Source organism: Pelomonas dachongensis (assembly GCF_043555865.1).
GTDB lineage: Bacteria > Pseudomonadota > Gammaproteobacteria > Burkholderiales > Burkholderiaceae_C > Pelomonas > Pelomonas dachongensis.
In genome coordinates, this window is record NZ_JBIGHY010000003.1 from 356,167 (window position 1) to 377,802 (window position 21,636).

General features: G+C 70.6%; 21 protein-coding genes. 12 read left to right on the top strand and 9 right to left on the bottom strand.

Annotated features, from left to right (window positions below):
• Window positions 1-45: 45 nt before the first annotated feature.
• The gene (locus ACG02S_RS10690; protein WP_394470437.1) at window positions 46-1,218 is read left to right on the top strand and encodes a GGDEF domain-containing protein; all 1,173 of its coding nucleotides are present in this window, start codon (window positions 46-48) and stop codon (window positions 1,216-1,218) included.
• Between the two features lie 25 nt (window positions 1,219-1,243).
• Here ACG02S_RS10690 and ACG02S_RS10695 read toward each other — a convergent pair whose 3' ends face one another.
• The 5 genes from ACG02S_RS10695 to ACG02S_RS10715 all read right to left on the bottom strand — a co-directional run bounded on the left by ACG02S_RS10695 (window position 1,244) and on the right by ACG02S_RS10715 (window position 5,102).
• On the bottom strand, window positions 1,244-1,438 hold the full coding sequence (locus tag ACG02S_RS10695) for a hypothetical protein (RefSeq protein ID WP_394470438.1): 195 nt from the start codon (window positions 1,436-1,438) through the stop codon (window positions 1,244-1,246).
• Window positions 1,439-1,548: 110 nt separating this feature from the next.
• Window positions 1,549-2,292 carry a LytR/AlgR family response regulator transcription factor gene (locus ACG02S_RS10700; protein WP_394470439.1) on the bottom strand — a complete coding sequence of 248 codons (744 nt, stop codon included), beginning with the start codon at window positions 2,290-2,292 and terminating at the stop codon, window positions 1,549-1,551.
• Window positions 2,289-3,338: a sensor histidine kinase gene (locus ACG02S_RS10705; RefSeq protein WP_394470440.1), complete on the bottom strand. Its 1,050-nt coding sequence runs from the start codon at window positions 3,336-3,338 to the stop codon at window positions 2,289-2,291. Before ACG02S_RS10705 ends, ACG02S_RS10700 begins: the two co-directional genes overlap by 4 nt.
• Window positions 3,339-3,372: 34 nt before the next feature.
• Complete coding sequence (locus tag ACG02S_RS10710) at window positions 3,373-4,269, bottom strand: alpha/beta fold hydrolase (RefSeq protein WP_394470441.1); 897 nt, start codon at window positions 4,267-4,269, stop codon at window positions 3,373-3,375.
• A gap of 122 nt (window positions 4,270-4,391) precedes the next feature.
• Window positions 4,392-5,102 (bottom strand): peptidylprolyl isomerase, encoded by a 711-nt coding sequence (locus ACG02S_RS10715; protein ID WP_394470442.1) that lies wholly within the window; start codon window positions 5,100-5,102, stop codon window positions 4,392-4,394.
• A gap of 155 nt (window positions 5,103-5,257) precedes the next feature.
• Between ACG02S_RS10715 and ACG02S_RS10720 the strand changes: the two genes are divergently transcribed.
• Window positions 5,258-6,088, top strand: a complete 831-nt coding sequence (locus ACG02S_RS10720) for an FKBP-type peptidyl-prolyl cis-trans isomerase (RefSeq protein WP_394470443.1) — start codon at window positions 5,258-5,260, stop codon at window positions 6,086-6,088.
• On the opposite strand, the gene panC is transcribed toward ACG02S_RS10720, so the two are convergent.
• On the bottom strand, window positions 6,081-6,917 hold the full coding sequence (gene panC / locus ACG02S_RS10725; protein ID WP_394470444.1) for a pantoate--beta-alanine ligase: 837 nt from the start codon (window positions 6,915-6,917) through the stop codon (window positions 6,081-6,083). The two genes, ACG02S_RS10720 and panC, sit on opposite strands and share 8 nt — an antisense overlap.
• Before the next feature lies 1 nt (window position 6,918).
• Window positions 6,919-7,725: a 3-methyl-2-oxobutanoate hydroxymethyltransferase gene (gene panB, locus ACG02S_RS10730; RefSeq protein WP_394470445.1), complete on the bottom strand. Its 807-nt coding sequence runs from the start codon at window positions 7,723-7,725 to the stop codon at window positions 6,919-6,921.
• A 62-nt stretch (window positions 7,726-7,787) separates the two neighbouring features.
• Between panB and ACG02S_RS10735 the strand changes: the two genes are divergently transcribed.
• From ACG02S_RS10735 to ACG02S_RS10755, 5 genes are all read left to right on the top strand, one after another.
• Window positions 7,788-8,711 (top strand): hydrogen peroxide-inducible genes activator, encoded by a 924-nt coding sequence (locus ACG02S_RS10735; RefSeq protein ID WP_394470446.1) that lies wholly within the window; start codon window positions 7,788-7,790, stop codon window positions 8,709-8,711.
• A gap of 72 nt (window positions 8,712-8,783) precedes the next feature.
• Window positions 8,784-9,506 carry a P-loop NTPase family protein gene (locus ACG02S_RS10740; protein WP_394470447.1) on the top strand — a complete coding sequence of 241 codons (723 nt, stop codon included), beginning with the start codon at window positions 8,784-8,786 and terminating at the stop codon, window positions 9,504-9,506.
• 69 nt (window positions 9,507-9,575) lie between these two features.
• Complete coding sequence (locus ACG02S_RS10745; RefSeq protein WP_394470448.1) at window positions 9,576-10,079, top strand: Dps family protein; 504 nt, start codon at window positions 9,576-9,578, stop codon at window positions 10,077-10,079.
• Window positions 10,076-11,398 carry a hypothetical protein gene (locus ACG02S_RS10750; RefSeq protein ID WP_394470449.1) on the top strand — a complete coding sequence of 441 codons (1,323 nt, stop codon included), beginning with the start codon at window positions 10,076-10,078 and terminating at the stop codon, window positions 11,396-11,398. The genes ACG02S_RS10745 and ACG02S_RS10750 overlap by 4 nt, the downstream gene beginning before the upstream one ends.
• 41 nt (window positions 11,399-11,439) lie before the next feature.
• The gene (locus ACG02S_RS10755) at window positions 11,440-11,907 is read left to right on the top strand and encodes a hypothetical protein (RefSeq protein WP_394470450.1); all 468 of its coding nucleotides are present in this window, start codon (window positions 11,440-11,442) and stop codon (window positions 11,905-11,907) included.
• Between the two features lie 245 nt (window positions 11,908-12,152).
• On the opposite strand, the gene ACG02S_RS10760 is transcribed toward ACG02S_RS10755, so the two are convergent.
• On the bottom strand, window positions 12,153-13,973 hold the full coding sequence (locus ACG02S_RS10760) for a serine hydrolase domain-containing protein (protein ID WP_394470451.1): 1,821 nt from the start codon (window positions 13,971-13,973) through the stop codon (window positions 12,153-12,155).
• A 140-nt stretch (window positions 13,974-14,113) separates the two neighbouring features.
• Between ACG02S_RS10760 and ACG02S_RS10765 the strand changes: the two genes are divergently transcribed.
• Entirely contained in the window at window positions 14,114-15,766 is a 1,653-nt protein-coding gene (locus ACG02S_RS10765) for a peptide chain release factor 3 (protein WP_394470452.1), read from the top strand.
• A gap of 31 nt (window positions 15,767-15,797) precedes the next feature.
• On the opposite strand, the gene ACG02S_RS10770 is transcribed toward ACG02S_RS10765, so the two are convergent.
• A complete protein-coding gene (locus ACG02S_RS10770) occupies window positions 15,798-16,346 on the bottom strand; it encodes a DUF3617 domain-containing protein (RefSeq protein ID WP_394470453.1) in 549 nt (182 codons plus the stop codon).
• A 108-nt stretch (window positions 16,347-16,454) separates the two neighbouring features.
• On the opposite strand from ACG02S_RS10770, the gene ACG02S_RS10775 reads away from it, so the two are divergent.
• The 4 genes from ACG02S_RS10775 to ACG02S_RS10790 all read left to right on the top strand — a co-directional run bounded on the left by ACG02S_RS10775 (window position 16,455) and on the right by ACG02S_RS10790 (window position 21,515).
• Entirely contained in the window at window positions 16,455-17,198 is a 744-nt protein-coding gene (locus tag ACG02S_RS10775; protein WP_394470454.1) for a zf-TFIIB domain-containing protein, read from the top strand.
• The gene (locus ACG02S_RS10780; RefSeq protein ID WP_394470455.1) at window positions 17,191-18,378 is read left to right on the top strand and encodes a tetratricopeptide repeat protein; all 1,188 of its coding nucleotides are present in this window, start codon (window positions 17,191-17,193) and stop codon (window positions 18,376-18,378) included. The genes ACG02S_RS10775 and ACG02S_RS10780 overlap by 8 nt, the downstream gene beginning before the upstream one ends.
• A 75-nt stretch (window positions 18,379-18,453) precedes the next feature.
• A complete protein-coding gene (locus ACG02S_RS10785; RefSeq protein WP_394470456.1) occupies window positions 18,454-19,542 on the top strand; it encodes a PQQ-dependent sugar dehydrogenase in 1,089 nt (362 codons plus the stop codon).
• Window positions 19,539-21,515 (top strand): TonB-dependent receptor family protein, encoded by a 1,977-nt coding sequence (locus ACG02S_RS10790; RefSeq protein ID WP_394470457.1) that lies wholly within the window; start codon window positions 19,539-19,541, stop codon window positions 21,513-21,515. Before ACG02S_RS10785 ends, ACG02S_RS10790 begins: the two co-directional genes overlap by 4 nt.
• Window positions 21,516-21,636: the final 121 nt, after the last annotated feature.

The window sequence follows — 21,636 nt, forward strand, 5'->3', positions numbered from 1 at the left end:
GTCACAACGTCCCCATAATGCGCGGCCCCTGCCATCGCCGCGCCCATGCCCTACGAATTGCTCTGCAGTCTTCAGTTTGCGCTGTACGGCGGCTGCTGGGCCCTGGCCGCATGGCTCATCCCGGAGGAGCGCCCGGCGCTGCTGCACTGGGCCGCCAACGGCCTGCTGCAGACCCTGGCGGGTTTGGTGGCCATGCAGGCACTGGCCCAGAACCAGCTCCCACCTGTGCCCTGCCTGATGGCGGCCTTGCTGGGGGCCGGGCTGTCGGTGCGGGGCATCGACTGCTTCCTGCACGGGCAGGCCCGGTTCGACAGGACCGGCCTGCTGCTGGGCCTGCCGGCGCTGGCGACGCTCGCGGCGCTGGACATTGCACTGCCCGCCGGCCCCGAGCGCATGCGCTGGCAGGGCCTGGCGTACACCGTGGGCATGGCGAGCCTGCTGCTGCTGTACGGCTGGCACTGCTGGCCGGCGCTGCGCCGCCACCAGGGCCGTGTCGTGGCCATCGTGGTGCTCGCACCGCAGTGGGTGACGGGACTGGCGGCGGTGCTGTCGCTGTGGCCCCGGCTGACGATGGATGCCGAGCACATGGCGCTGATGCGCGAAGGCAGCCGCCTGCCGGGCGCCATCGCCTCGCTGGTGACCGCCGGCGTGTTCAACCTGAGCTACCTGGTGCTGCTGATGGCGCGGCTGCTCGGCCGGCTGCGCGAGCACGCCCGCACCGACCACGTGACCGGCGTGCTCAACCGTCGGGCCATCGAGGACGCCTTGCAGGCCGCCTGGGAGCGCCACCGGCGCAAGGGCACGGCGCTGGCCGTGGTGGTGCTGGACGTGGACCACTTCAAGCAGATCAACGACCGATTCGGCCACACCGCGGGTGATGCGGTGCTGGCCGGCGTAGGCGCCTGCCTGCAGCAACAGATCCGCCCCTACGACCACTTGGGTCGCTGGGGTGGGGAGGAATTCCTGCTGGTGCTGCACGACCAGCTCGGGGACAGCGCGGTGCGCACCTGCGAGCGGCTGCGCACCGCGCTGAGCCAGGCCACGGCCGCCCTGCCGGGCGGGCCCGTGACTGCCAGCCTGGGACTGGCCTTGGCGCAAGCCGGTGATGAGTCGGCGATGGCGCTGGTCCAGCGCGCCGATGCAGCCATGTATCGAGCCAAGGGCGCCGGGCGCAACCGCGTCTGCAGCGACGACGTGCCGGCCGTGCTGGCGGCCTGAGTGCCGCCAGCACGGCGGCCGGACCTCACTTGCAGCTGAAGCTCTTGGCGCTGACTTCCTTGACGTTGCCGGCGCCGCAGGCGACCAGCGCGCGCTCGCTGTTCTTGGCCAGCGCGTCCGCGTCGAAGGCGTTGGACGAGCCGGACGGCGGGGCGAAAACGCAGGCGCTGAGCAGGAAGGCAGCGGTGACGGCGGCAGCAAAGGGGGCGAAACGGTTCATTCGTGTTCTCGGAGGCAGGTGTGGAGGGAGCTGGATCGTCGCGGACGGCAGCGGCCGATGAACGCAGCTTGCGACGAACCGCACAACGCCTGGGACAGGCTGCACGCCGACTACAGCTCCAGCTTTTCTCGCAGCAGCCTGGCCTGGCGCCGCGACACCTCGACCTGGTGGCCGTCGCGCAGCGTGACGCGGTAGCCCTCGTTGCTGGATAGCGCGATGGTCTGGATCCAGCGCAGGTTGATCAGGTGGCTGCGGCTGGCGCGGAAGAACAGCTGCGGGTCCAGCCGCTCCTCCAGCTGGGTCAGCGTGCGGCTGATGAGTGGCCGCTGGCCGTCGAACCAGGCCTGCGCATAGTTGCCGCAGGCCTCGAAGCCGGCAATGTCGCCCAGCCGCACGAACCAGCAGCGCTCACCGTCGCGCAGGAAGACCATGTCGTCGGCGCCCTTCGTCGTCGTGTTCAGCGCCAGGTTCGTCGCCGTGGCGCTGGCGGCCGCAGACTTCGGCCGCAGCCGCTCGCGCGCCTTGGCCAGCGCAGCCTCCAGCCGCTGCGGTTCGATGGGCTTGAGCAGGTAGTCCAGCGCGTTGCGCTCGAAAGCAGCCAGCGCATGCTGGTCGTAGGCGGTCGTGAAGACGACCAGCGGCAGGTGCTCCAGCTGGTCCAGCAGGTCGAAGCCGGTGGCGCCGGGCAGTTCCACATCCAGCAGCAGCAGCTCGGGCCGCAGCTGCTCGACAGCCTCGCGGGCGGGCGCTAGCTCGGCGGCCTCGCCGACGATGTCGGCGTCGGGAATAGCGGCCAGCAGCGTGCGCAGCTCCTGGCGGGCCAGGCGCGAGTCTTCGACGATGAATATCTTCATGCGGCGTTCAGGTCCACGGTGACGGTCACGGTGACGCGCCCGCCGTCAGTGTCGATGCGGCAAGCCGCACCCTCGCCACCGCTGCGGGCGAGGCGCTCGCGCAGGTTGGCCAGCCCCAGCCCGGTGCCTTCGGTGCTGCCGGGCGCCCAGCGACCGGGATTGGACACGACGAGGGTCAGCAGCGCGCCCTGCCGGCAAATGGCGATGTCCACGACGCCGCCGCCCGGCGTGCGGGCGATGCCGTGCTTGATGGCGTTCTCCACCAGCAGCTGCAGCAGCATGGGCGGCACGCTGGCGCCAGCGGCGGCCGGATCGACCTGCCAGTCCACGCGCAGCCGCTCCTCGTGGTGCAGCTGCTCCAGCGCGATGTAGTCTCGCACCACGGCCAGCTCGTCTGTCAGCGGCACGCGCTCCCGGGTGCTGTGCGTCAACGTGTGGCGCAGCGTGTTGGACAAGCGCGTCAGCATCTCGCGGGCGCGGGCCGGGTCTTCGTTGATGAGGGCGCGCAGGTTGTTCAGCGCGTTGAACAGGAAGTGCGGATTGACCTGCGCCCGCAGCACCTGCAGTTCCAGCGCGCGGGCCGCGGCCTCGGCCTGCCACTTGGCAATCTCGCCCAGGCGCCAGCGCGTCAGCAGCTGCACGCCCACCCACACGGCCAGCCACAGCCACAGCAGGATGCTGGTGTTGACCGTGTAGGTGACCAGCGCCATCAGGCCGTGCGGCATGCCGGGCGGAAACTGCAGCAACCCCAGCCGCAGGCCGGTCCAATTGATGCCGTACAGCAGCAGCTGCAGTCCCATCGCGAACAGCGGCGGCAGCAACACCAGGCGCAGCACCAGCGCACGGGGCGAGCCGTCCAGCCAGCCGCTGCGCAGCACCAGCACGCGCAGCGCTTCGCTGACACCCCACAGCCCCGCACCCACGCAGCCCATCACGAAGACCAGCGAGCCGCTGATCGGCTGGAAGCTGGCGAGCATCACCAGCGAGAGGGCCACGTACAGGCCCCACACCAGGGCCTGCCAGATCTGGCGTCGGCGTGTCGTCATCTCCCCCTCGTTGCCCCGGTCTCGCGGCGTGCGTTCAGCGCGCGCTGATGAACGCCTTGACCTCGCCGACCAGCCAGTTGGCATCGTCCCACATGAGGAAGTGGTGACCGCGCGCGCTCATCCGGACCTGCACGCCGCGCAGGCCGGCGTACTGCGTCTCGAAGGTCTTCTTCGTGCTGTCCAGCGTGGCGCCCATGGATTCGTAGGCGGCCCAGGCGCCGAGCACCAGCGTGGGCGCGGTGATGCGCGGCAGCAGCGGGCGCAGGTCGCCGCCCCACAGCTCGGACATCGCCTGCGCGGTGGTCGCGCGGTCGCTGGCCAGGCCCCAGGCGACGATGCGCTCGACGTTGGCCGGATCGCGGCTCATGCCGCCCGCGCCCTGGCGGGTGCCGGCTTCCCATTGCTCTTTCGTGCCAGCCAGCATCTGCTGGCGCATGCCGGCCGCCATGCCTTTCGCCTGCTCGGGCGTCATGCCGCGCAGGCCGGCGAAGAAGGGCAGCGAGTCGACAATGACCAGCCGCTCGATGCGGCCCGGCTGCTCGGCCGCCATTTGCAGCGCCAGCGCGCCGCCCAGGCTGTGGCCCAGGACGACCGGTTGGCGCAACTGGCGGTCGTCCAGGTAGGCCAGCAGGCGGTCGCGCATGGCGGGCAGGAACTGCTCGGTGGCCACAGCCGGTGCGCCCGCAAAGCCGGGCAGCTGCACGATGTGGCATTGCACGCCGGGCTGCAATGCGGCGCAAGTCTCGGTCCAGACGCTGGCGGCACTGTTCAGGCCCGGGATCATGACGACCGGCCGGCCGGTGCCGACGACCTCGACGCGCAGGTCACGGAAGTCGGCCGTCGCCGCCTGGCCGTTGCCTACGTACAGTGCCGTCGCCATGCCGACCGCGGCACCGAACAGGGCCATCCAGGAACGCTTGCGAGAGGTCATGCGGATCTCCATCGAGGTTGTGATGGAGCGCATGGTGCCGATGGGGGCACCGGTCGAGCGGGGGGGCGATGACGAACGGCGACGAGCCGTGATGAACGGCAAGCCGCCGGGATGGACTGTGTCTACTTCAGCCGCTGCGCCCAGTACACCAGCACTTCGGTGCGCGGCTGGATGTCCGTTGAGCTGTAGCGGTAGACCGGCACCACGTTGATCGCGTCCAGCGTGTTCAGGCCCGAGATGATGCGACCGAACACCGCGTAGCCGGGGTTGGCGGCGCTCTGGTAGTCCAGGCTGGTGTTGTCCACCACGTTGAAGAAGAACTGGCTGGTGGCAGAGTCCGGGTCGCTGCGGCGCGCCATCGCGATCGTGCCGCGCAGGTTGGAGAGATCGTTGTTGCTCTCCAGCTTGATGGGCGCGTACAGCGGCTGCTTCTCGACCATGCCGCTGCGGTAGCCGCCGCCCTGCGCGACGAAGTCGCGGTCCACGCGGTGGATCAGCGTGTTGGCATAGAAGCCGGCCGACACGTACTTGTAGAAGTTGGCGACCGTCTGCGGCGCATAGGTGTCGTACAGCTCGACGACGATCTCGCCGCTGCTGGTCAGCATGCAGACCGTGCCCCACTGGCTCGCGGCCGACGCGGCCAGGCCGGCTGCGCTGCAGGACTGCGTGGGTGGGTTGGGATTCGGGTTGGGACGCGGATACGTGCCGCCGCCGCCCCCACCCCCGCCTCCGCCCACGCCGACCTCGACAGAGGCACCGCCGCCGCAGGCAGTCATCAAGGTAGCAGCGCCCAGCGTGAGGAAAAGGCTGGCAAGGCGGGCAGTCAGGCGCATGGCGGTCTCCGTGGTTGCGGGCTCAACGGTTGCCGCGCCCATCTGTTGACGTGCATTACATGCCCTTACCTGCGTCCAGCTGACGGCGCCGTTGCTGGTGCTGGCTATAGTGCGCCGCCGCCAACAGCGGCGTGTCTTCACTTTGCCGCACCGTCATGCTCAAGTCTGTTTCCCGCCGCTCCACACTCCTGGTCGCCCTCAGCTCCGTGCTTGCGCTCGCCGCCTGCGGCGGCGGTGGAGGTGACTCAGGCACGCCCATCACCAGCGACCCGAATGGGTGGAATGCGGTGACCACACTGAAGACGGTGGATGCGACCGTCGGCACCGGTGCAACCGCAGACGCCGGGAAACCCGTGACGGTGACCTACACCGGCTGGCTGTACGACGTGCGCAACACCAACACCAAAGGCACCCAGTTCGACAGCAACGCTACCGCTACCGGCTCGCCGCTGTACGTGCTGGTCGGTGCGGGCAATGTCATCAAGGGCTTCGACCAGGGCGTGCAGGGCATGAAGGTCGGCGGCAAGCGCACGGTGACCATGCCGGCCAGCCTGGCCTACGGCAGCACGGGTGCCGGCAACGGCGTCATCCCCGCCAACGCGGCGCTGGTGTTCGACATCGAACTGACGGCCGTGGACCCGAACGGCTGGCTGGCCGTCACGGCGCTGAAGACGCAGGACTCTCTGGTTGGCGTGGGCACCCTTGCCGACACGGGCAAGACCGCGACTGTCACCTACAGCGGCTATCTGTACGACGCGCGCGTGGCTGACACCCGCGGCACCAAGTTCGACGCCGGCTCGTTCCCGTTCAAGCTGGGCGGCGGCACGGTCATCTCCGGGTTCGACGCGGGCGTCCAGGGCATGCGGGTGGGCGGCAAGCGCACCATCACCATCCCGGCCGCCCAGGCCTACGGCAACGCCGGCCAGGGCACGATCCCCGGTGGCGCGGCGCTCGTTTTCGACGTCGAAGTGACCGCCGTCAACTGACCTCAAGATTGTCAATGAGCCGCGTGGTGCCAAGCCGCGCGGCGGCCAGCGCCACCAGGGGCTGGCCGTCCACGGCGCCGCTGAGGTCGTGGCGGACCCGAAGTGTGACGTAATCCGGCAACCAACCGGCGTCGCGCAGCGACTGCATGGCGTCGGCCTCCATCGCCGGCAGGTCGCGCTCGCCCGCCTGCCAACGCGCGATCAGGGCCTTCAGCGTGCGCGACAGCCGCAGCGCCTCCGTCTTCTCAGCGTTGCTCAGGTAGCCGTTGCGTGACGACAGCGCCAGGCCATCCGGGCTGCGGCGCGTCTCGCCACCGTGAATCTCGATGGGCAGCGCCATCTGCGCGGTCATGCGGCGCAACACCATCAGTTGCTGGTAGTCCTTCTTGCCGAACACGGCCAGCGTCGGCTGCACGATGTTGAACAGCTTGTGCACGACGGTGCAGACGCCGGTGAAGAAGCCGGGGCGGAAATGGCCTTCCAGGATGTCGGCCAGCTCGGGCGGGGGCACCACCTTGTAGCCCTGCGGCTCGGGGTACAGCTCTTTCTCGCTGGGCGCGAAGACGATGTCGCAGCCGGCGCCTTGCAGCAGTTCGCAGTCGCGCTCCAAAGTGCGCGGGTAGGTGTCGAAGTCCTCGTGCGGCGCGAACTGCAGCCGGTTCACGAAGATGCTGGCGACGACCGCACCGGCCGGCCCGACGAGTTCGCGCGCCTGCCGCACCAGCTGCAGGTGCCCCTCGTGCAGGTTGCCCATGGTGGGCACGAAGCCGCGCTGGCGGTGAATGGCGAGCGCCTCGCGCAGCTCGCTGATCGAGTGGATCACCTGCATGTCAGAACCCGTGCACCGCGTCGACCGGAAAACTCCCGGCCCTCACGGCGTCCACATAGCCCTTCACGCCCGCCAGCACCGAGTCCTTGCCGGCCATGAAGTCCTTGACGAAGCGCGGCTTGCGGCCCGGCGTGATGTTCAGCATGTCGTGCAGCACCAGCACCTGGCCCGAGCAGCCGACGCCGGCGCCAATGCCGATGACGGGCACGGGCGACGTGGCCGTGATGTCCGCGGCCAGCGCAGCCGGCACCATCTCGTACAGCAGCATGGCAGCGCCGGCCTCGATGGCCTGTTGCGACTCGCGCCGGATGCGCGCGGCGCTGACCTCGTCGCGGCCCTGCACCTTGAAGCCGCCCAGCGACGTGACTGTCTGCGGCGTGAACCCCAGGTGCACGCACACCGGGATGCCCCGCTCGCTCAGAAAGCGCACGGTCTCCGCCGTCCAGCCACCGCCTTCGAGCTTGACCATGTGGGCGCCCGCCTTCACCAGCGCGGCGGCGCTCTTCCACGCCTCTTCCTTGCTCACGTGGTAACTGTCGAAAGGCAGGTCGGCGACGACGAAGGCGTACTTCACACCGCGGCGCACGCAGGTGGTGTGGTACAGCATGTCGTCCAGGCTGACCGGCGCCGTGGAGCCGCGGCCCTGCAGCACATTGGCCAGCGAATCGCCGACCAGCAGCATGTCCACGCCGGCTTCATCCAGCAGGCTGGCGAAGGCCGCGTCGTAGCAGGTCAGCATCGCGATCTTCTCGCCGCCGGCATGCATCTGCGCCAGGCGGGGCAGGGTCATCAGCTTGCGTTCAGTCATGCGGTTCTCCGTATAAACCCTGAAGACCCTCGTGGGGCGGCGGCAGTGTAGCGTTCGGCCCCATGACCCTGACTGAACTGCGCTACATCGTCGCCGTTGCCCGCGAACGCCATTTCGGCCGCGCGGCTGAGGCCTGCTTCGTGTCGCAGCCGACGCTGTCCGTCGCCATCAAGAAGCTGGAAGAAGAGCTGGACCTGAAGATCTTCGAGCGCGGCGGCAACGAGGTGTCGGTGACGCCGCTGGGCGAGGAAATCGTGCGCCAGGCGCAGTCGGTGCTGGACCAGGCCGGCGCCATCAAGGAGATCGCCAAGCGCGGCAAGGACCCGCTGGCCGGCGCGCTGCGGCTGGGCATCATCTACACCATCGGCCCCTACCTGCTGCCCGAGCTGGTCAAGCACACCATCGAGCAGTACCCGCAGATGCCGCTGATGCTGCAGGAGAACTTCACGGTGAAGCTGCTGGAGATGCTGCGCACCGGCGAGCTGGACTGCGCCATCATGGCCGAGCCGTTCCCGGACACCGGCCTGGCCACGGCGCCGCTGTACGACGAGCCCTTTGTCGTCGCGCTGCCGGCCGCACACCCGCTGGCCACGCGCGAGAGCATCAGCGCCGAGGAACTCAAGCGCGAGACCATGCTGCTACTGGGCACGGGCCACTGCTTCCGCGACCACGTGCTGGAGGTCTGCCCAGAGTTCGCGCGCTTTTCCAGCGACGCCGAGGGCATACGCCGCAGCTTCGAGGGCTCGTCGCTCGAGACCATCAAGCACATGGTTGCCTCCGGCATGGGCGTGACGGTGGTGCCGCATCTTTCGGTCGCGCGCGACCCGTCCAGCCACTTGCGCTTCGTGCCCTTCAGCGACCCCGTGCCCACGCGGCGCGTCGTGCTGGCGTGGCGGCGCAGCTTCACGCGCTACGAGGCCATCGCGGCGCTGCGCAATGCCATTTACGCCTGCGAGCTGGGCGGCGTGGCGAGGCTGTCGCAATAACAAACATCGCGCCAGCATGCTGCGCTGCACAATCCGCCGCATCCTCACATTGCGCCACGCGCGCCTGACGCCATGAGCCACCCTCCCGTCGAGCCCACGAACGGCGCCATCCATTTCGTCGGTGGCGAGAAGGGCGGCGTCGGCAAGTCGCTGCTGTCGCGCCTGCTGGCTCAGTACCTGATCGACCGCGGCATCCCGTTCACCGGCTTCGACACCGACCGCTCGCACGGCGCGCTGCTGCGCTTCTACGCCGACTACGCGTCGCCCGCGCTGATCGACAACTTCGCGGCGCTGGACGCCATCGTCGAGAGCGCCGTGGCCGATCCGGGCCGGCGTGTGCTGGTGGACCTGGCCGCGCAGACGCACGACGCGCTGGCGCGGTGGATGGACGAGTCCGGCGTGCTGGACCTGGCCGCCGAGTCGGGCCTGGCCGTGCGCTACTGGCATGTGATGGACGCCGGCCGCGACTCGGTGGACCTGCTGGCCCGGCTGCTGGACCGCTTCGGCGGCCGGCTGGACTACGTGCTGGTGCTGAACCAGCTGCGTGGCGACGACTTCTCGCAGCTCGAACGCTCCGGCCAGCTCGAACGCGCGCTGGGCCTGGGTGCCCGCACGATGCCGCTGAAGCACCTGCAGGACATCGTGCTGCGCAAGATCGACGCGGCCGACGCCAGCTTCTGGTCGGCCCGCAACGCGCCCGGCAGCGAGGGCGCCAGGCTGGGCCTGCTGGAGCGCCAGCGCCTGCGCGTGTGGCTGGCGCAGGTGGAGAGCGAGTTCGAGCGGCTGGGCGTGTAAGTCCTTTGGACGATAGCCTCGCAGCCCGAATCCGTTAGGCTTCCCGCCATCTCGTTTTTGGAGCCCTCCATGGCCAAGAAATCCGCAACCCCCGCCCCCCAGACCATCAGCATCGGCATCAGCGACAAGGACCGTGCGGCCATCGTGGCCGGCCTGTCCAAGCTGCTGGCCGAGACCTACACGCTGTACCTGACCACGCACAACTTCCACTGGAACGTCACCGGGCCGATGTTCAACAGCCTGCACGCGATGTTCATGGCGCAGTACACCGAGCTGTGGAACGCGGTGGACCCGGTGGCTGAACGCATCCGCTCGCTGGGCCACCCGGCGCCAGGCAGCTACGCGCAGTTCGCCAAGCTCAGCGGCCTGCCCGATGCGCCCACCACGCCGCCCAAAGCGCTGGAAATGGTGCGCATCCTGAAAGAAGGCCACGAAGCCGTCGCCCGCACCGCGCGCCAGCTGTTCCCCACCGTCGACAAGGCCGGCGACGAACCCACCGCCGACCTGCTGACGCAGCGCATCACGGTGCATGAACAGACCGCATGGATGCTCCGTAGCTTGCTGGAGGAGTGAGCGCGGCAGCCCGCCCGGGCCGACTGCGCGCCGCGCTGCGGCTGAGCCTGAAGGCAGTCGCCTGGACAGCCCTGGCGCTGGCGTTTGCCGGCCTGGTGGCGCTGGCGCTGGCGGTCCAGGCATCGCCGCGCTGGCCGGGGCCGGCGGCGGTGTCGGCGCTGGACATCGCGCGGGCGCGCAGCTTTCTGCAGCGCAACGACCCGCGCCGGCCGGCGACCGGGCCGCTGCGCACGCTGGTCGCCACCGAGCGCGAAGCCAACCTGATGCTGAGCCAGCTGTCCCGCCGTCTCGCACCCGGCGCGTCGGCGCAGTTGATGCTGGCCGGCGGCAGCGCCATCCTGCAGGCCAGCATGCCGGTGCCCCACAGCCCCGTCGCCGCCTGGCTGAACATCAGCGTGACGCTGCACGAGACCCCGGGCCTGCCCACCCTCGACGACCTGCGCGTGGGCCGGCTGCCGGTGCCGGCCTGGGTGGCCGAACGGTTGCTGCCGCATCTGTTGGAGCGCCTGCATGCCACGCCCGAGGGCGCGCTGGCGCTGGACATGGTGCGGCGCGTTCGCCTGACGCCGACGCGCGTCGAGGTCATCTACGAATGGGGTGACGACGGCCTGCAGCGCCTGCTGGGCACCTTGCTGCCGCCCGCTGAGCAGGCGCGGCTGACCGCCTATGCCCAGGCGCTGGCCGGTGCGCTGCAGGCGCACGCCGCGGCGGGCGGCGGCGGCGCCGTGCCGCTGGCCCGCCTGCTGCCGCCGCTGTTCACGCTCGCCAGTCAGCGCAGCGCCGGTGGCGCCGATGCGCTGGCAGAGAACCGCGCCGCGCTGCTGACGCTGGCACTGCAGGCCACCGGCCGGCGCATGGCCGACCTGGTGCCGGCCATCCAGGCCGCGCCACTGCCGCAGCCCGTGTCGGTGACGCTGGCCGGCCGCGACGACTTCGCGCAGCATTTCCTGATCTCCGCCGTGGTGGCGCTGGAGGGCGGCGGCCCGCTGGCCGACGCCATCGGCGTCTACAAGGAAGTGGCCGACCTGCGCGACGGCAGCGGGTTCAGCTTCAACGACATCGCCGCCGACCGCGCCGGCACGCGCTTTGGGCTGCTGGCCCGGCGGGACCCGCGGACGCTGCAGGACCGACTGGCGCGCGGCGCGCCCGAGAGCGACTTCATGCCCGACGTGGCCGACCTGCCGGAGTTCCTGGGCCGCAAGGACTTCCTCGCCACCTATGGCGGCGTCGATGCGCCGCCGTACCGCCGCATGTTGGCCGACATCGACAGGCGGCTGGACGCGCTGCCGCTGCTTGGCGCATCCGCGCCGCAGCGCTGACCACTCCGATGCCGGTGCAACACCCCAACGGCCCGGATTTTATGCAGCGACATGACAAGGTGCTCTTCACGCAGACGCAGGAGGGCTTGCTCTACGAAGAGGCGCGCTGGCCGCAGCACAAACGCCTGGCTCTGGTCAGCTTCGGCGCGGCCTTCTGCCTTTTGCCGACTCCGTTTCTGTGGCATGACGCGGCGGCCTTCGCCCTGCTGGCCGTGGTCAGCGGTGCGCTCGGTTTGACCTTCATCGCAATAGGGCTGGTGCAACCGCAGCAACTGCGGTTCGACGCCCGAAAGCGCCGCATCGTGCGCCGCTGTGGCCTGCGCCGCGAGACCCTGACCTTCGACCACGTGACCGCCATCACCGTGCTGCGGCACGCGGGCTTGGAAGATCCCGACTGGTTCCAGGTGTGCCTGCACCTCGTCGGTCGCCGGCCCATCATGCTCGGCATCTTCAACACGCACGATGCCGCCGCTCAATGGCAGCAGCGCCTACAGGCGCTCATCGGTTGATGCGCGCCTGCGGCCGCTGCAGCACACCCCGCCGATACCCGCACCTGCGCGCAGACCTGGGGCGATAAGCGCCCCATGTTCTCGGTCGAATGCGATGAGCCAAATGGCCTCGATGGCCGGTGCTCCGCTGACGATTTGCGGCTGGACCGGGGCGTCTGGCGCGCGGGAGGCGCCCGCCCTGCCAAGGCGCGCTGCCGGTGCGGCTGGCCCGGCAGCGGTTCGGGTCGCCAGGAGGCAATCCGCGCCTAGTTGCCCAGCCCGAGCAACGCCGCCTTCGCGGACGCCATGTCCGGCTGCAGCGCCAGCGCCTTGCGGTAGGCCGCACGGGCGTTCGCGGGGTCGCCCTGCGTCAACAGCACTTCGCCCAGGCTGTCCCAGGCGTTGGCTGATTCGGGATACAGCGCGGTGTTCAGCTGCAGCAACGCCAGCGCGGGCCCCGGCCGGCCACGACCAACCAGCGCGTAGGCCTGATCGTTCAGGTAGGCCTCCTGGCCCGCCGCATCGCCGCTGTCACGCAGCGCCCGGTACGCGGCCAGCGCGGCGGCCTGGTCGCCGGCCAACAGCAGTTCACGCGGCGCGCGATGCGTGTCTGCCAGCCGGGGCAGCAATTGCGCACCACCTTGAGGGCGCTCCATGCGCAGGCCCCACTGGCCGTCCGCATCGGACTCGAAGCTGCGCGCCTGCTCATGCTCGCGCTGCAGGTAGCGGCCATCCGCAACCGGCACCAGTTCCTTGGCGGGCTCGCCCACCAGGCTCATGAACAGCCGCTCGCCCTGGCGCGTCACCACCATCACCTGCTCTGCATTGACGCGGTAGCGGCCAGGCGCCTTCTGCAGCGCCTCGACGCTGGCCGGCAGCGGCACCCGCGTCTTGAAGCCCGGCCAGCCGTACTCGTGCGCCACGGCCCGGCGCAGCTCGTCCATCAGAGCGGGCTGGTTGCCGTTGATCATGATGGCCACGCCCTGGCCGACCGTCTGGCTGGCCATCAGGCTCGCGCAGAAGCCCTCGTTCCAGCCCCCATGCGCAAAGTAGGCCTCGCCGTTTTCCCGCGGCAGGCCGAAGCCCAGGCCATAGTCGCCACCGGCGCGGCCGGTCAGCATGTCGCGCGCCAGCGCCGCGGACACGTGCTGGCTCTGGCCGTGCAGGGCCCGCTGCACGCCGAGGGCGAAGCGGGCCAGGTCTTGCGAGGTGGTCCACAGGCCGGCGGCGGCCAGCTCGGGATAGATGTGGCGCTGGCCCGCCACATCGCTGCCATCGACCCGCACGCCGGCCGCGGCGCGCGCCAGCTGCGCGGCCGGCATGGGTTGTTCGAAGCTGCTGTCCGCCATACCCAGGGGGCCGAGCACCCGCTGCTGCATCAGCTGCGCGAACGGCTGGCCGCCAGCCTCGCTCATCAGCAGCTGGGCCACCGTGTAGCCGCCGCCCGAGTAGCGGAAGGCCTGGCCCGGCAGCTGATCCACCCGCACGGCGGGCGAGTTGGCCGGTGGGGTGCCGTCCAGCACCGCGAGCACGTCTGGCACGGCGGCCCCCGACGCATAGCCGGCAAAGCCGTGGACGGTGAGCCCGCCAGTGTGGCTGAGCAGATGGTCGAGCGTGACCGGCACCTGGCGCGTCAAATCGTTGTCGGGGATGCGCCAGGCCTTCAACCGCGCGTTGACCGGCGACTGCAACGTCAGCTTGCCGGCCTGCACCAGCGCCAGCGCGCCGAACGCGGCCACCGGCTTGCTGATCGAGGCGGCCTGGAACAGCGTGTCGGATCTGACGGGAACGCCCCGCTTGCGGTCGGCCAGGCCGTAGACCCGGGTCCAGGCCAGGCCGTCTTGGTCGATGACGGTGACGGTGAGCCCCGGCACACCGTAGTGCTGCATGCGCTCCTGCAGCGTCCAGGTGGCGTCGCCCGTGAAGCTGACAGGTGGCCGCAGCCCGGCCAGCACACGGGCGATGCGGGCCTCCCGGTCGTCGTCCGGCGGGGCGGCGGCGGTCATGCCGGCGTGGGCCGCGCAGACGGCCAGCGCCAGCCAGGGCCGCCAGTACGGAGCGCGACGACGGTTCGAGAGTGAGGTCATGGGGGCAGGCTGGCAGCGGAAAGAGCGCGCAGCCTAGTCACCCAGGGGCCTGCGGTCCATCTTGACGGGACGGATTGCAGCCACACCGCCCCCAAATGCGGCTAGCGCCGACAATCGCAGGTCAGACCCCTTCCCTCACCATGTCCGCCGACCTGCCCACCCGCATCCAGACCGAAGTCCGCCGCCGCCGCACCTTCGCCATCATCAGCCACCCCGACGCCGGCAAGACCACGCTGACCGAGAAACTGCTGCTGTTCTCGGGCGCGATCCAGATCGCCGGCTCGGTGAAGGCGCGCAAGGCCACACGGCATGCGACGTCGGACTGGATGGAAATCGAAAAGCAGCGCGGCATCTCGGTGGCGTCGTCGGTCATGCAGATGGAGTACCGCGACTGCGTCATCAACCTGCTGGACACCCCCGGCCACCAGGACTTCTCGGAAGATACCTATCGCGTGCTGACCGCCGTGGACGCGGCGCTGATGGTCATCGACGCGGCCAACGGCGTGGAGCCGCAGACGCGCCGCCTGCTGCAGGTATGCCGCGCGCGCAACACGCCCATCCTCACGTTCGTCAACAAGATGGACCGCGAGGTGAAGGACCCGCTGGCGCTGATGGACGAGATCGAGCAGGAGCTGGGCATGACCGTCGTGCCCTTCACCTGGCCGGTGGGCATGGGCAAGCAGTTCCACGGCGTGATGGACCTGCGCCAACAGCGCATGCGCGTGTTCGCGCCCGGCGAGGACCGCGCGGCCGGCACGGAGGAGGTGCTGGAAGGCCTGAACAACCCGGCGTATGCGGAGCGCTTCGGCATGCAGTACGAGCAGGCCGAAGGCGAGATCGAGCTGGTGCGCGAAGCCGCGCCTGAGTTCGTGCACGGCGACTTCCTGAGCGGCAAGCAGACGCCGATGTTCTTCGGCTCTGCCGTCAACAACTTCGGCGTGCAGGAAGTGCTGGACGCGCTCGTCGAGCTGGCGCCGCCCCCCGACGTTCGCGAAGCCATGCAGCGCACCGTCAAGCCGGAAGAGCCCAAGTTCACCGGCGTGGTGTTCAAGATCCAGGCCAACATGGACCCGGCCCACCGCGACCGCATCGCGTTCGTGCGCGTGGCGTCGGGCCGCTTCGAGCGCGGCATGAACCTGAAGGTGGTGCGCTCGGGCAAGAGCCTGCGGCCCAACTCGGTCGTCACCTTCATGAGCCAGAAGCGCGAGCTGCTGGACGAGGCGTTTGCCGGCGACATCATCGGCATTCCCAACCACGGCGTGCTGCAGCTGGGCGACACCATCACCGAGGGCGAGGCGCTGCAGTACACCGGCCTGCCGTTCTTCGCCCCGGAAATGTTCCGGTCCGTGGAAGTGGCCGACCCGCTGCGCACCAAGCAGCTGCGCGAAGGGCTGCGCCAGCTCGGCGAGGAAGGTGCCATCCAGGTGTTCCGCCCTGAGGCCGGCAGCGTGCTGCTGCTGGGCGCGGTGGGCCAGCTGCAGTTCGAGGTCGTCGCGCACCGGCTGGAGCACGAGTACGGCTGCAAGGCGCGCGTGATGCCGGCGCGCTACAACGTCGCGCGCTGGGTGACGTGCGACGACGCCGAGGGTCAGCCCGGCAGCGGCGAGAAGGAGCTGCGCCGCTTCATCGACCACAACGCCCACCGCGTGGCGTGGGACGCGGTCAACGCGCCCACCGTGCTGCTGGAGTACGCCGGCGAGCTGCGCGCGATGCAGGAGAACTGGCCGCGCATCAAGTTCCACGCGCTGCGCGAGCATGCGGGGCTGGTGTTTCAGCAGCGCATGGAGGGCTGACGGCGCGCGTCGGCGCCGTTCGATCAGCGCGTCAGCAGGACCCGCTCAGCCAGCGGCCCGTGGACAGCAGACGCTGCTCCATGTCGCCGCCGGGCAGTGCCTCGCCGGTGCGGCCGTCCACCACGTTGCCGCGGCCGTTGAGCTCCAGCTTGTACTGCGTCGCCCCGTAGGTGGCCGAGAACTTGCCCTGCGTGAGCCCGCCACCGCCGGTGCGGCAGGCGTAGCTGCCGTTCGCGTTGCCGCCGTCCAGTTGGGAGGCATGGGTTTCGCAGCGCCACGGGCCGGAGTCGGCCAGCGCGGTTTCCAGGTAGCGGGCGAGGTCGATGCGCGCCTGCTGTGGCGTCAGGCAAGCCTGCCCGTCCGGCGCGTCGACGGCGCCATCGCGCTGGCTGCGCGCCTTGGAGCGCAAGGCCTGCATGGCCGGCTTCAGCGACTGGCCGTTGATCCAGACCTCGCTGTCATGCACCCACAGGCCTGGCTTGAGTTCGAGGACCGGCGCGGCAGCGGCCGGCAGCAACAGCGCAGACAGCGCCGCCGCCGTCATGGCGGTGCGCAGGCGAGGGGAAACGTGTGTGGGCATGGGCAGGGGCATAAGGCGAAAGTGGAAAGCGCCGCATTGAAGCAGCGCTGCCCCGAAACCGACATCCCCTGATCGCAACCGCGCGGCGAGCGCCACTACCATTCGCGCATGTCCCGCCTTGCCCACCGCCCCTGTCCCTCCTGCGGCGACACGCTGCAGGTGCACGTGCTGCCGGCTCAGTACGGCGGCACGGTCGAGATCGACTTCTGCTTTGCCTGCCACGGCATCTGGTTCGACCAGATGGAGAACCTGAAGCTGGCGCCCGAAGCCATCGCCACGGTGTTCAAGGAGATGCACCGCCACCACGGTGAGCCGCGCACGCCGCTGGCCAGCCGCATGAACTGCCCCGAGTGCCGCAGCCGGCTGGTGCAGGGCTTCGACATCGTGCGCAGCGGGCGCTACATCACGCACCGCTGCGCCGAGCGGCATGGCCGCTTCAGCAGCTTCTCGTCGTTCATGATCGAGAAGGGCTTCGTGCGTCAACTCACGAAGCCCGAGATCGCCGACATCGCGAAGAAGGTCGGCAGCATCCACTGCAGCGCCTGCGGTGCGCCGGTGGACCTGCGCAAGGAAGACGCCTGTTCGCACTGCCGCACGGCGCTGTCGCTGCTGGACCCCCAGGCCGTCGAGAAGGCCTTGCAGGCCTACGCCCCTGCGCCGGCGCGGCCGACGCCGCCTTCCTGGGGCAGCCCCGAAGACATCGCCAATGCGGTGCTGGCCGTGGAGAAGGAGCGCTGCCGGGTGCAACGCGAGGCCCCCCGGCCCCGCATGACCGTGCAGCAGGCGGGCGCGCTGGGCGTGGACCTGCTCAGCGTCGGGCTCGTGATGCTCAGCAGTCTCTGGGATGACTGACCCCGCGAACACCGACTTCCAGCGCGGGCTGGCCCTGCACCAGCAGGGCCGGCTGGCCGAGGCCGAGGCGCTGTACCGCCGGGTGCTGCGGCTCGCGCCCACGCATTTCGACGCGCTGCACCTGCTGGGCGTCATCGCCGGCCAGACCGACCGCTTCGACGAAGGCCACGCGCTGCTGACCCGCGCACTGGCCCAGCGCCCGGACAGCGCCGCCGCGCTGACCAACCTGGGCAACATGCTGGGCAACCTGGGCCGCCACGAAGAGGCCGTGCAGACGTTCGAGCGGGCGCTGGCGCTGCGCCCCGACGACGCCAAGGCCTTGCGCAACCGCGGCACCAGCCTGCGCGCGCTGGAGCGGCCCGAGGAAGCGCTGGCCAGCTTCGACGCCGCGCTGGCGTTGAAGCCCGACTACGCCGAGGCGCTGATCGGCCGCGCCGAGGCGCTGCTGACGCTGCACCGCAAGGCCCAGGCCATCGCAGCTTTCCGCCAAGCGCTGCCGCTGGGGCTGGACGTGGAGCAGATCCACTACGTGCTGGCGTCGCTGGGCGAGGAACCAGCACCGCCTACGGCGCCCGCCGCCTACGTGGAGGCACTGTTCGACAGCTACTCGCAGAACTTCGACCAGCACCTGGTGCAGAAGCTGGCCTACCGCACGCCCGAGCTGCTGATGGCCGAGCTGCAACGTGCGCAGCCCGCGCCGCAGGCCGACGTCATCGACCTGGGCTGCGGCACCGGCCTGTGCGGCCCGCTGCTGCGCCCGCTGGCGCGTCGGCTGACCGGCGTGGACCTGTCCCGCCTGATGCTGGCCCGCGCACAGGCACTGGGCGCGTACGACGAGCTGCTGCACGCCGACATCACGGCCGCACTGGCCGGCCCGGCCGCGCGCTTCGACATCGCCGTCGCCGCCGACGTGTTCGTCTACATCGGCGACCTGGACGCCGTCTTCGCCGCCACTGCTGCGGCGCTGCGGCCCGGCGGGCTGTTTGCGTTCTCGGTAGAGGCCAGCAACGGCGCGGATTTCCTGCTCAATGCGCGCCGCCGCTATGCGCACTCGCTGCCCTACCTGCAGCGCCTGGCCGCGGCGCACGGGTTCTCCGTCGAATCCGCCACACAGAGCGCCATCCGCAAGGAAAGCGACGAGCCCGTGCAGGGGCTGCTGGTCGTCATGCGCAGAGGCTGAAAGGCCCGCCCGCACACGGTGCGCCGCGCGGCTGCGATGATGCGCGCCCCGTCCCTGCAGCCACGAGCCGTACCGATGAGCAAGCGCCTCCTACCCCTTCTTCTGACGCTGGGCGTCGCCCACGCCGCCCCGTCCCTGGAAACCGTCGTCGAAGGCCTGAAGACCCCCTGGGCCCTGGCCTTCTTGCCGGACGGCCAGTTCCTCGTCACCGAGCGCGACGGCACGCTGCGCATGGCCAAAGCCGGTGCCAAGCCGGGCGCGCCGATCGCCGGCGTGCCTGCCGTCGACGCGGTCGGCCAGGGCGGCCTGCTGGACGTCGTCACCGACAGCGACTTCGCCAGCAACCGCACCGTATACCTCTGCTACGCCGAGCCTAGCGCCGACAAGAAGACCAACGGCACCGCCCTGGCCAGCGCCAAGCTCAGCGCCGACAACAAGCGCCTGACCGACGTGAAGGTCATCTTCAGCCAGAAGCCCAAGATGGACAGCCGCCTGCACTTCGGCTGCCGCATCGTCGAGGCGCCGGACGGCAAGCTGTTCCTGAGCCTGGGCGAGCGCTACAAGGGCATGGCCCAGGCGCAGACGCTGGACAACCACTTCGGCAAGATCGTGCGCATCGGCAAGGACGGCAGCGTGCCGGCCGACAACCCGTTCGTCGCCACCGCCGGCGCGCTGCCCGAGATCTGGAGCTACGGCCACCGCAACTCGCAAGGCCTGGCACTGGACGCCAAGGGCCAGCTGTGGGAGCACGAGCACGGCCCCCAGGGCGGCGACGAGCTGAACCTCATCAAACCGAAGCTGAACTACGGCTGGCCCGTCATCACCTACGGCGAGAACTACGGCGGCGGCAAGATCGGTGACGGCATGGCCGCCAAGGGCGGCATGGAGCAGCCCAACGTGAAGTGGGTGCCGTCCATTGCGCCGGCGGGCCTGGTGCAGCTCAAGAGCGTCCAGTACGGCGCCGCGTGGCAGGGCAGCTTCTTCATCGGCTCGCTGAAGTTCGGCCACCTGGAACGCGTGAAGCTGGGCGCCGACAACCGCGTCGTCGAGCAGGAGCGCCTGTTCCCCGACACCGGCCGCATGCGCGACGTGCGCGAGGGCCCGGACGGCCTGCTCTACCTCGTGCTGGAGAGCGCCGGCAAGATCGTCCGCGTCAAGCCTTGAGCCTGATCGCCACACTGGCGCTGGCCGGCGCCGCCGCCCAGCAGCTCGATACCGTCGTGCTGCACGGCCACGCGGCTGCGCCCGTGCTGGCGCTGGAGCGGCTGGACGCCGCCACGCTGGCCCGCGACGCCGACGCGCAAGACCCGGCGCAGGCGCTGGCCCGCACGCTGGCGCGCATCCCGGGCATCTACGCCGCCAACCGCGGCAACGACGCGCAGGACCTGCAGCTGTCCAGCCGCGGCTACGGCGCGCGCGCCAGCTTCGGCGTGCGCGGCCTGCGGCTGGTGGCAGATGGCATCCCGGCCAGCACGCCTGACGGCCAGGGCCAGCTGGGCCATTGGCTGATCGCCGACGCCGCTTCGCTGGAAGTGCTGCGCGGCCCGTTTTCGGCGCTGTACGGCAGCGCCAGCGGGGGTGTCGTCGCGCTGAACAGCCGCTGGCCGGCCGAGGCCCGCACGCAGGCCGGCTTCACGCTGGGCGCATTCGGCCTGCGCCAGATCAGCGCGAGCGTGGACCGACTGCCGGCTGAGGACCAGGCCCTGAGCCTGATGGCGCAGGTCACGCAGCGCGACGGCTGGCGCGCGCACAGCGCCAGCGAGCGCCGCCTGGCGCAGGCACGCTGGCAGCTGCGCACGCCCGGGCAGCAACTGATGCTGGTGGCGCAGCTGCAGAGCCAGCCGGCCGACGACCCGCTGGGCCTGACGGCCGAGCAGTTCGCCGCCGACCCACGCCAGACCGCGCCGCAGGCCACCGCCTTCAACACCCGCAAGACGGCCGAACAGCAGCAGATGGGGCTGCGCTGGCAGCGCGACGTCAGCGCGGCCACGCGCGTGCAGGTCGCCGGCTGGCTGGGCGCCCGCGCGGTGGACCAGTGGCAGTCCATCCCCGCCAACGTGCAGACCGCGCCGACTCACCCGGGCGGCGTCATCGAGCTGCGGCGGCGCTTCGGCGGCGTCGATGCGCGGCTGAACTGGGCGCCGGCCGCGCAGCACGAGCTGACGCTGGGCTGGGCCTTCGAGGCGCAGCGCGATGCGCGGCGCGGCTACTTCAGCGACGCCGGCGTGACGGGCGCGCTGAAGCGCGACGAGACCAACCGGGCGCTGAGCAGCGAGCCCTACGCGCAGTGGCGCTGGACGCCCACGCCAGACTGGGAGCTGCTGGCCGGCCTGCGCGGCAGCCAGCTGCGCATGGACAGCAGCGACCGGTATCTTGCCAACGGCGACGACAGCGGCGACCGGCGCTTCAGCGGCGTGCAGCCGGTGCTGGGCGTGGCCTGGCGTCCGGCCGAGGGCCAGGTGTTGCGCCTGGCGCTCGGCCGCGCGGCCGAGTCGCCGACGCTGACCGAGCTGGCCTACCGCGCCCAGGGCACGGGCTTCAACACCGAGCTGCGCCAGCAGCGCAGCAAGCAGGTCGAACTCGGCTGGGAAGCGCGCGACGGTGAGCGCCGCATCGCGTTGACTGCCTTCCATGCCGAGACGCGCGACGAGATCAGCGTGCTGCAGAGCAGCGGTGGCCGCACGGTGTTCACCAACGCCGCGCGCACGCGCCGCACCGGCCTGGAAGCCGCTGCCAGCCTGCCGCTGGCGCGCGACTGGGCGCTGGACCTCGCCGCCACGCGGCTGTCCACGCGCGTGCTGACCACCGGCCAGCCGCTGCCCGGCGTGCCCGCCAGCTACGGCAGCGCCGAACTGCGCTGGCAGGGAGAGCAAGGGCTGGACGCTTCGCTGAGCCTGCAAGCCCGCGCGCGCCTGCCGGCCGACGACGTGGGCACCGCGTCCGCCGCGGGCGGTGGCCTGTGGGGCTTCAGCGTGGGCGGGCCGCTGGCGAGCAACTGGCGCTGGCGCGTGCGCGCCGACAACCTGCTGGACCGCGTCACGGCCGCCAGCGTCATCGTCAACGACGCCAACCGGCGCTTCTTCGAGCCGGCTGCACCGCGCGGCTGGAGCGTCAGCCTGAGCTGGCAGCCGCGCTGACGGCGCGCGGGCCGATGCCAAGTTGGCACGCGGCCATAACGGCAGCCTATGCCGCCCGGGCAGCGCAGCGGGCGGCGGCCTGCGCGGCGGACCCGACGGGCGCCGCAACGGCGCGAGCGGC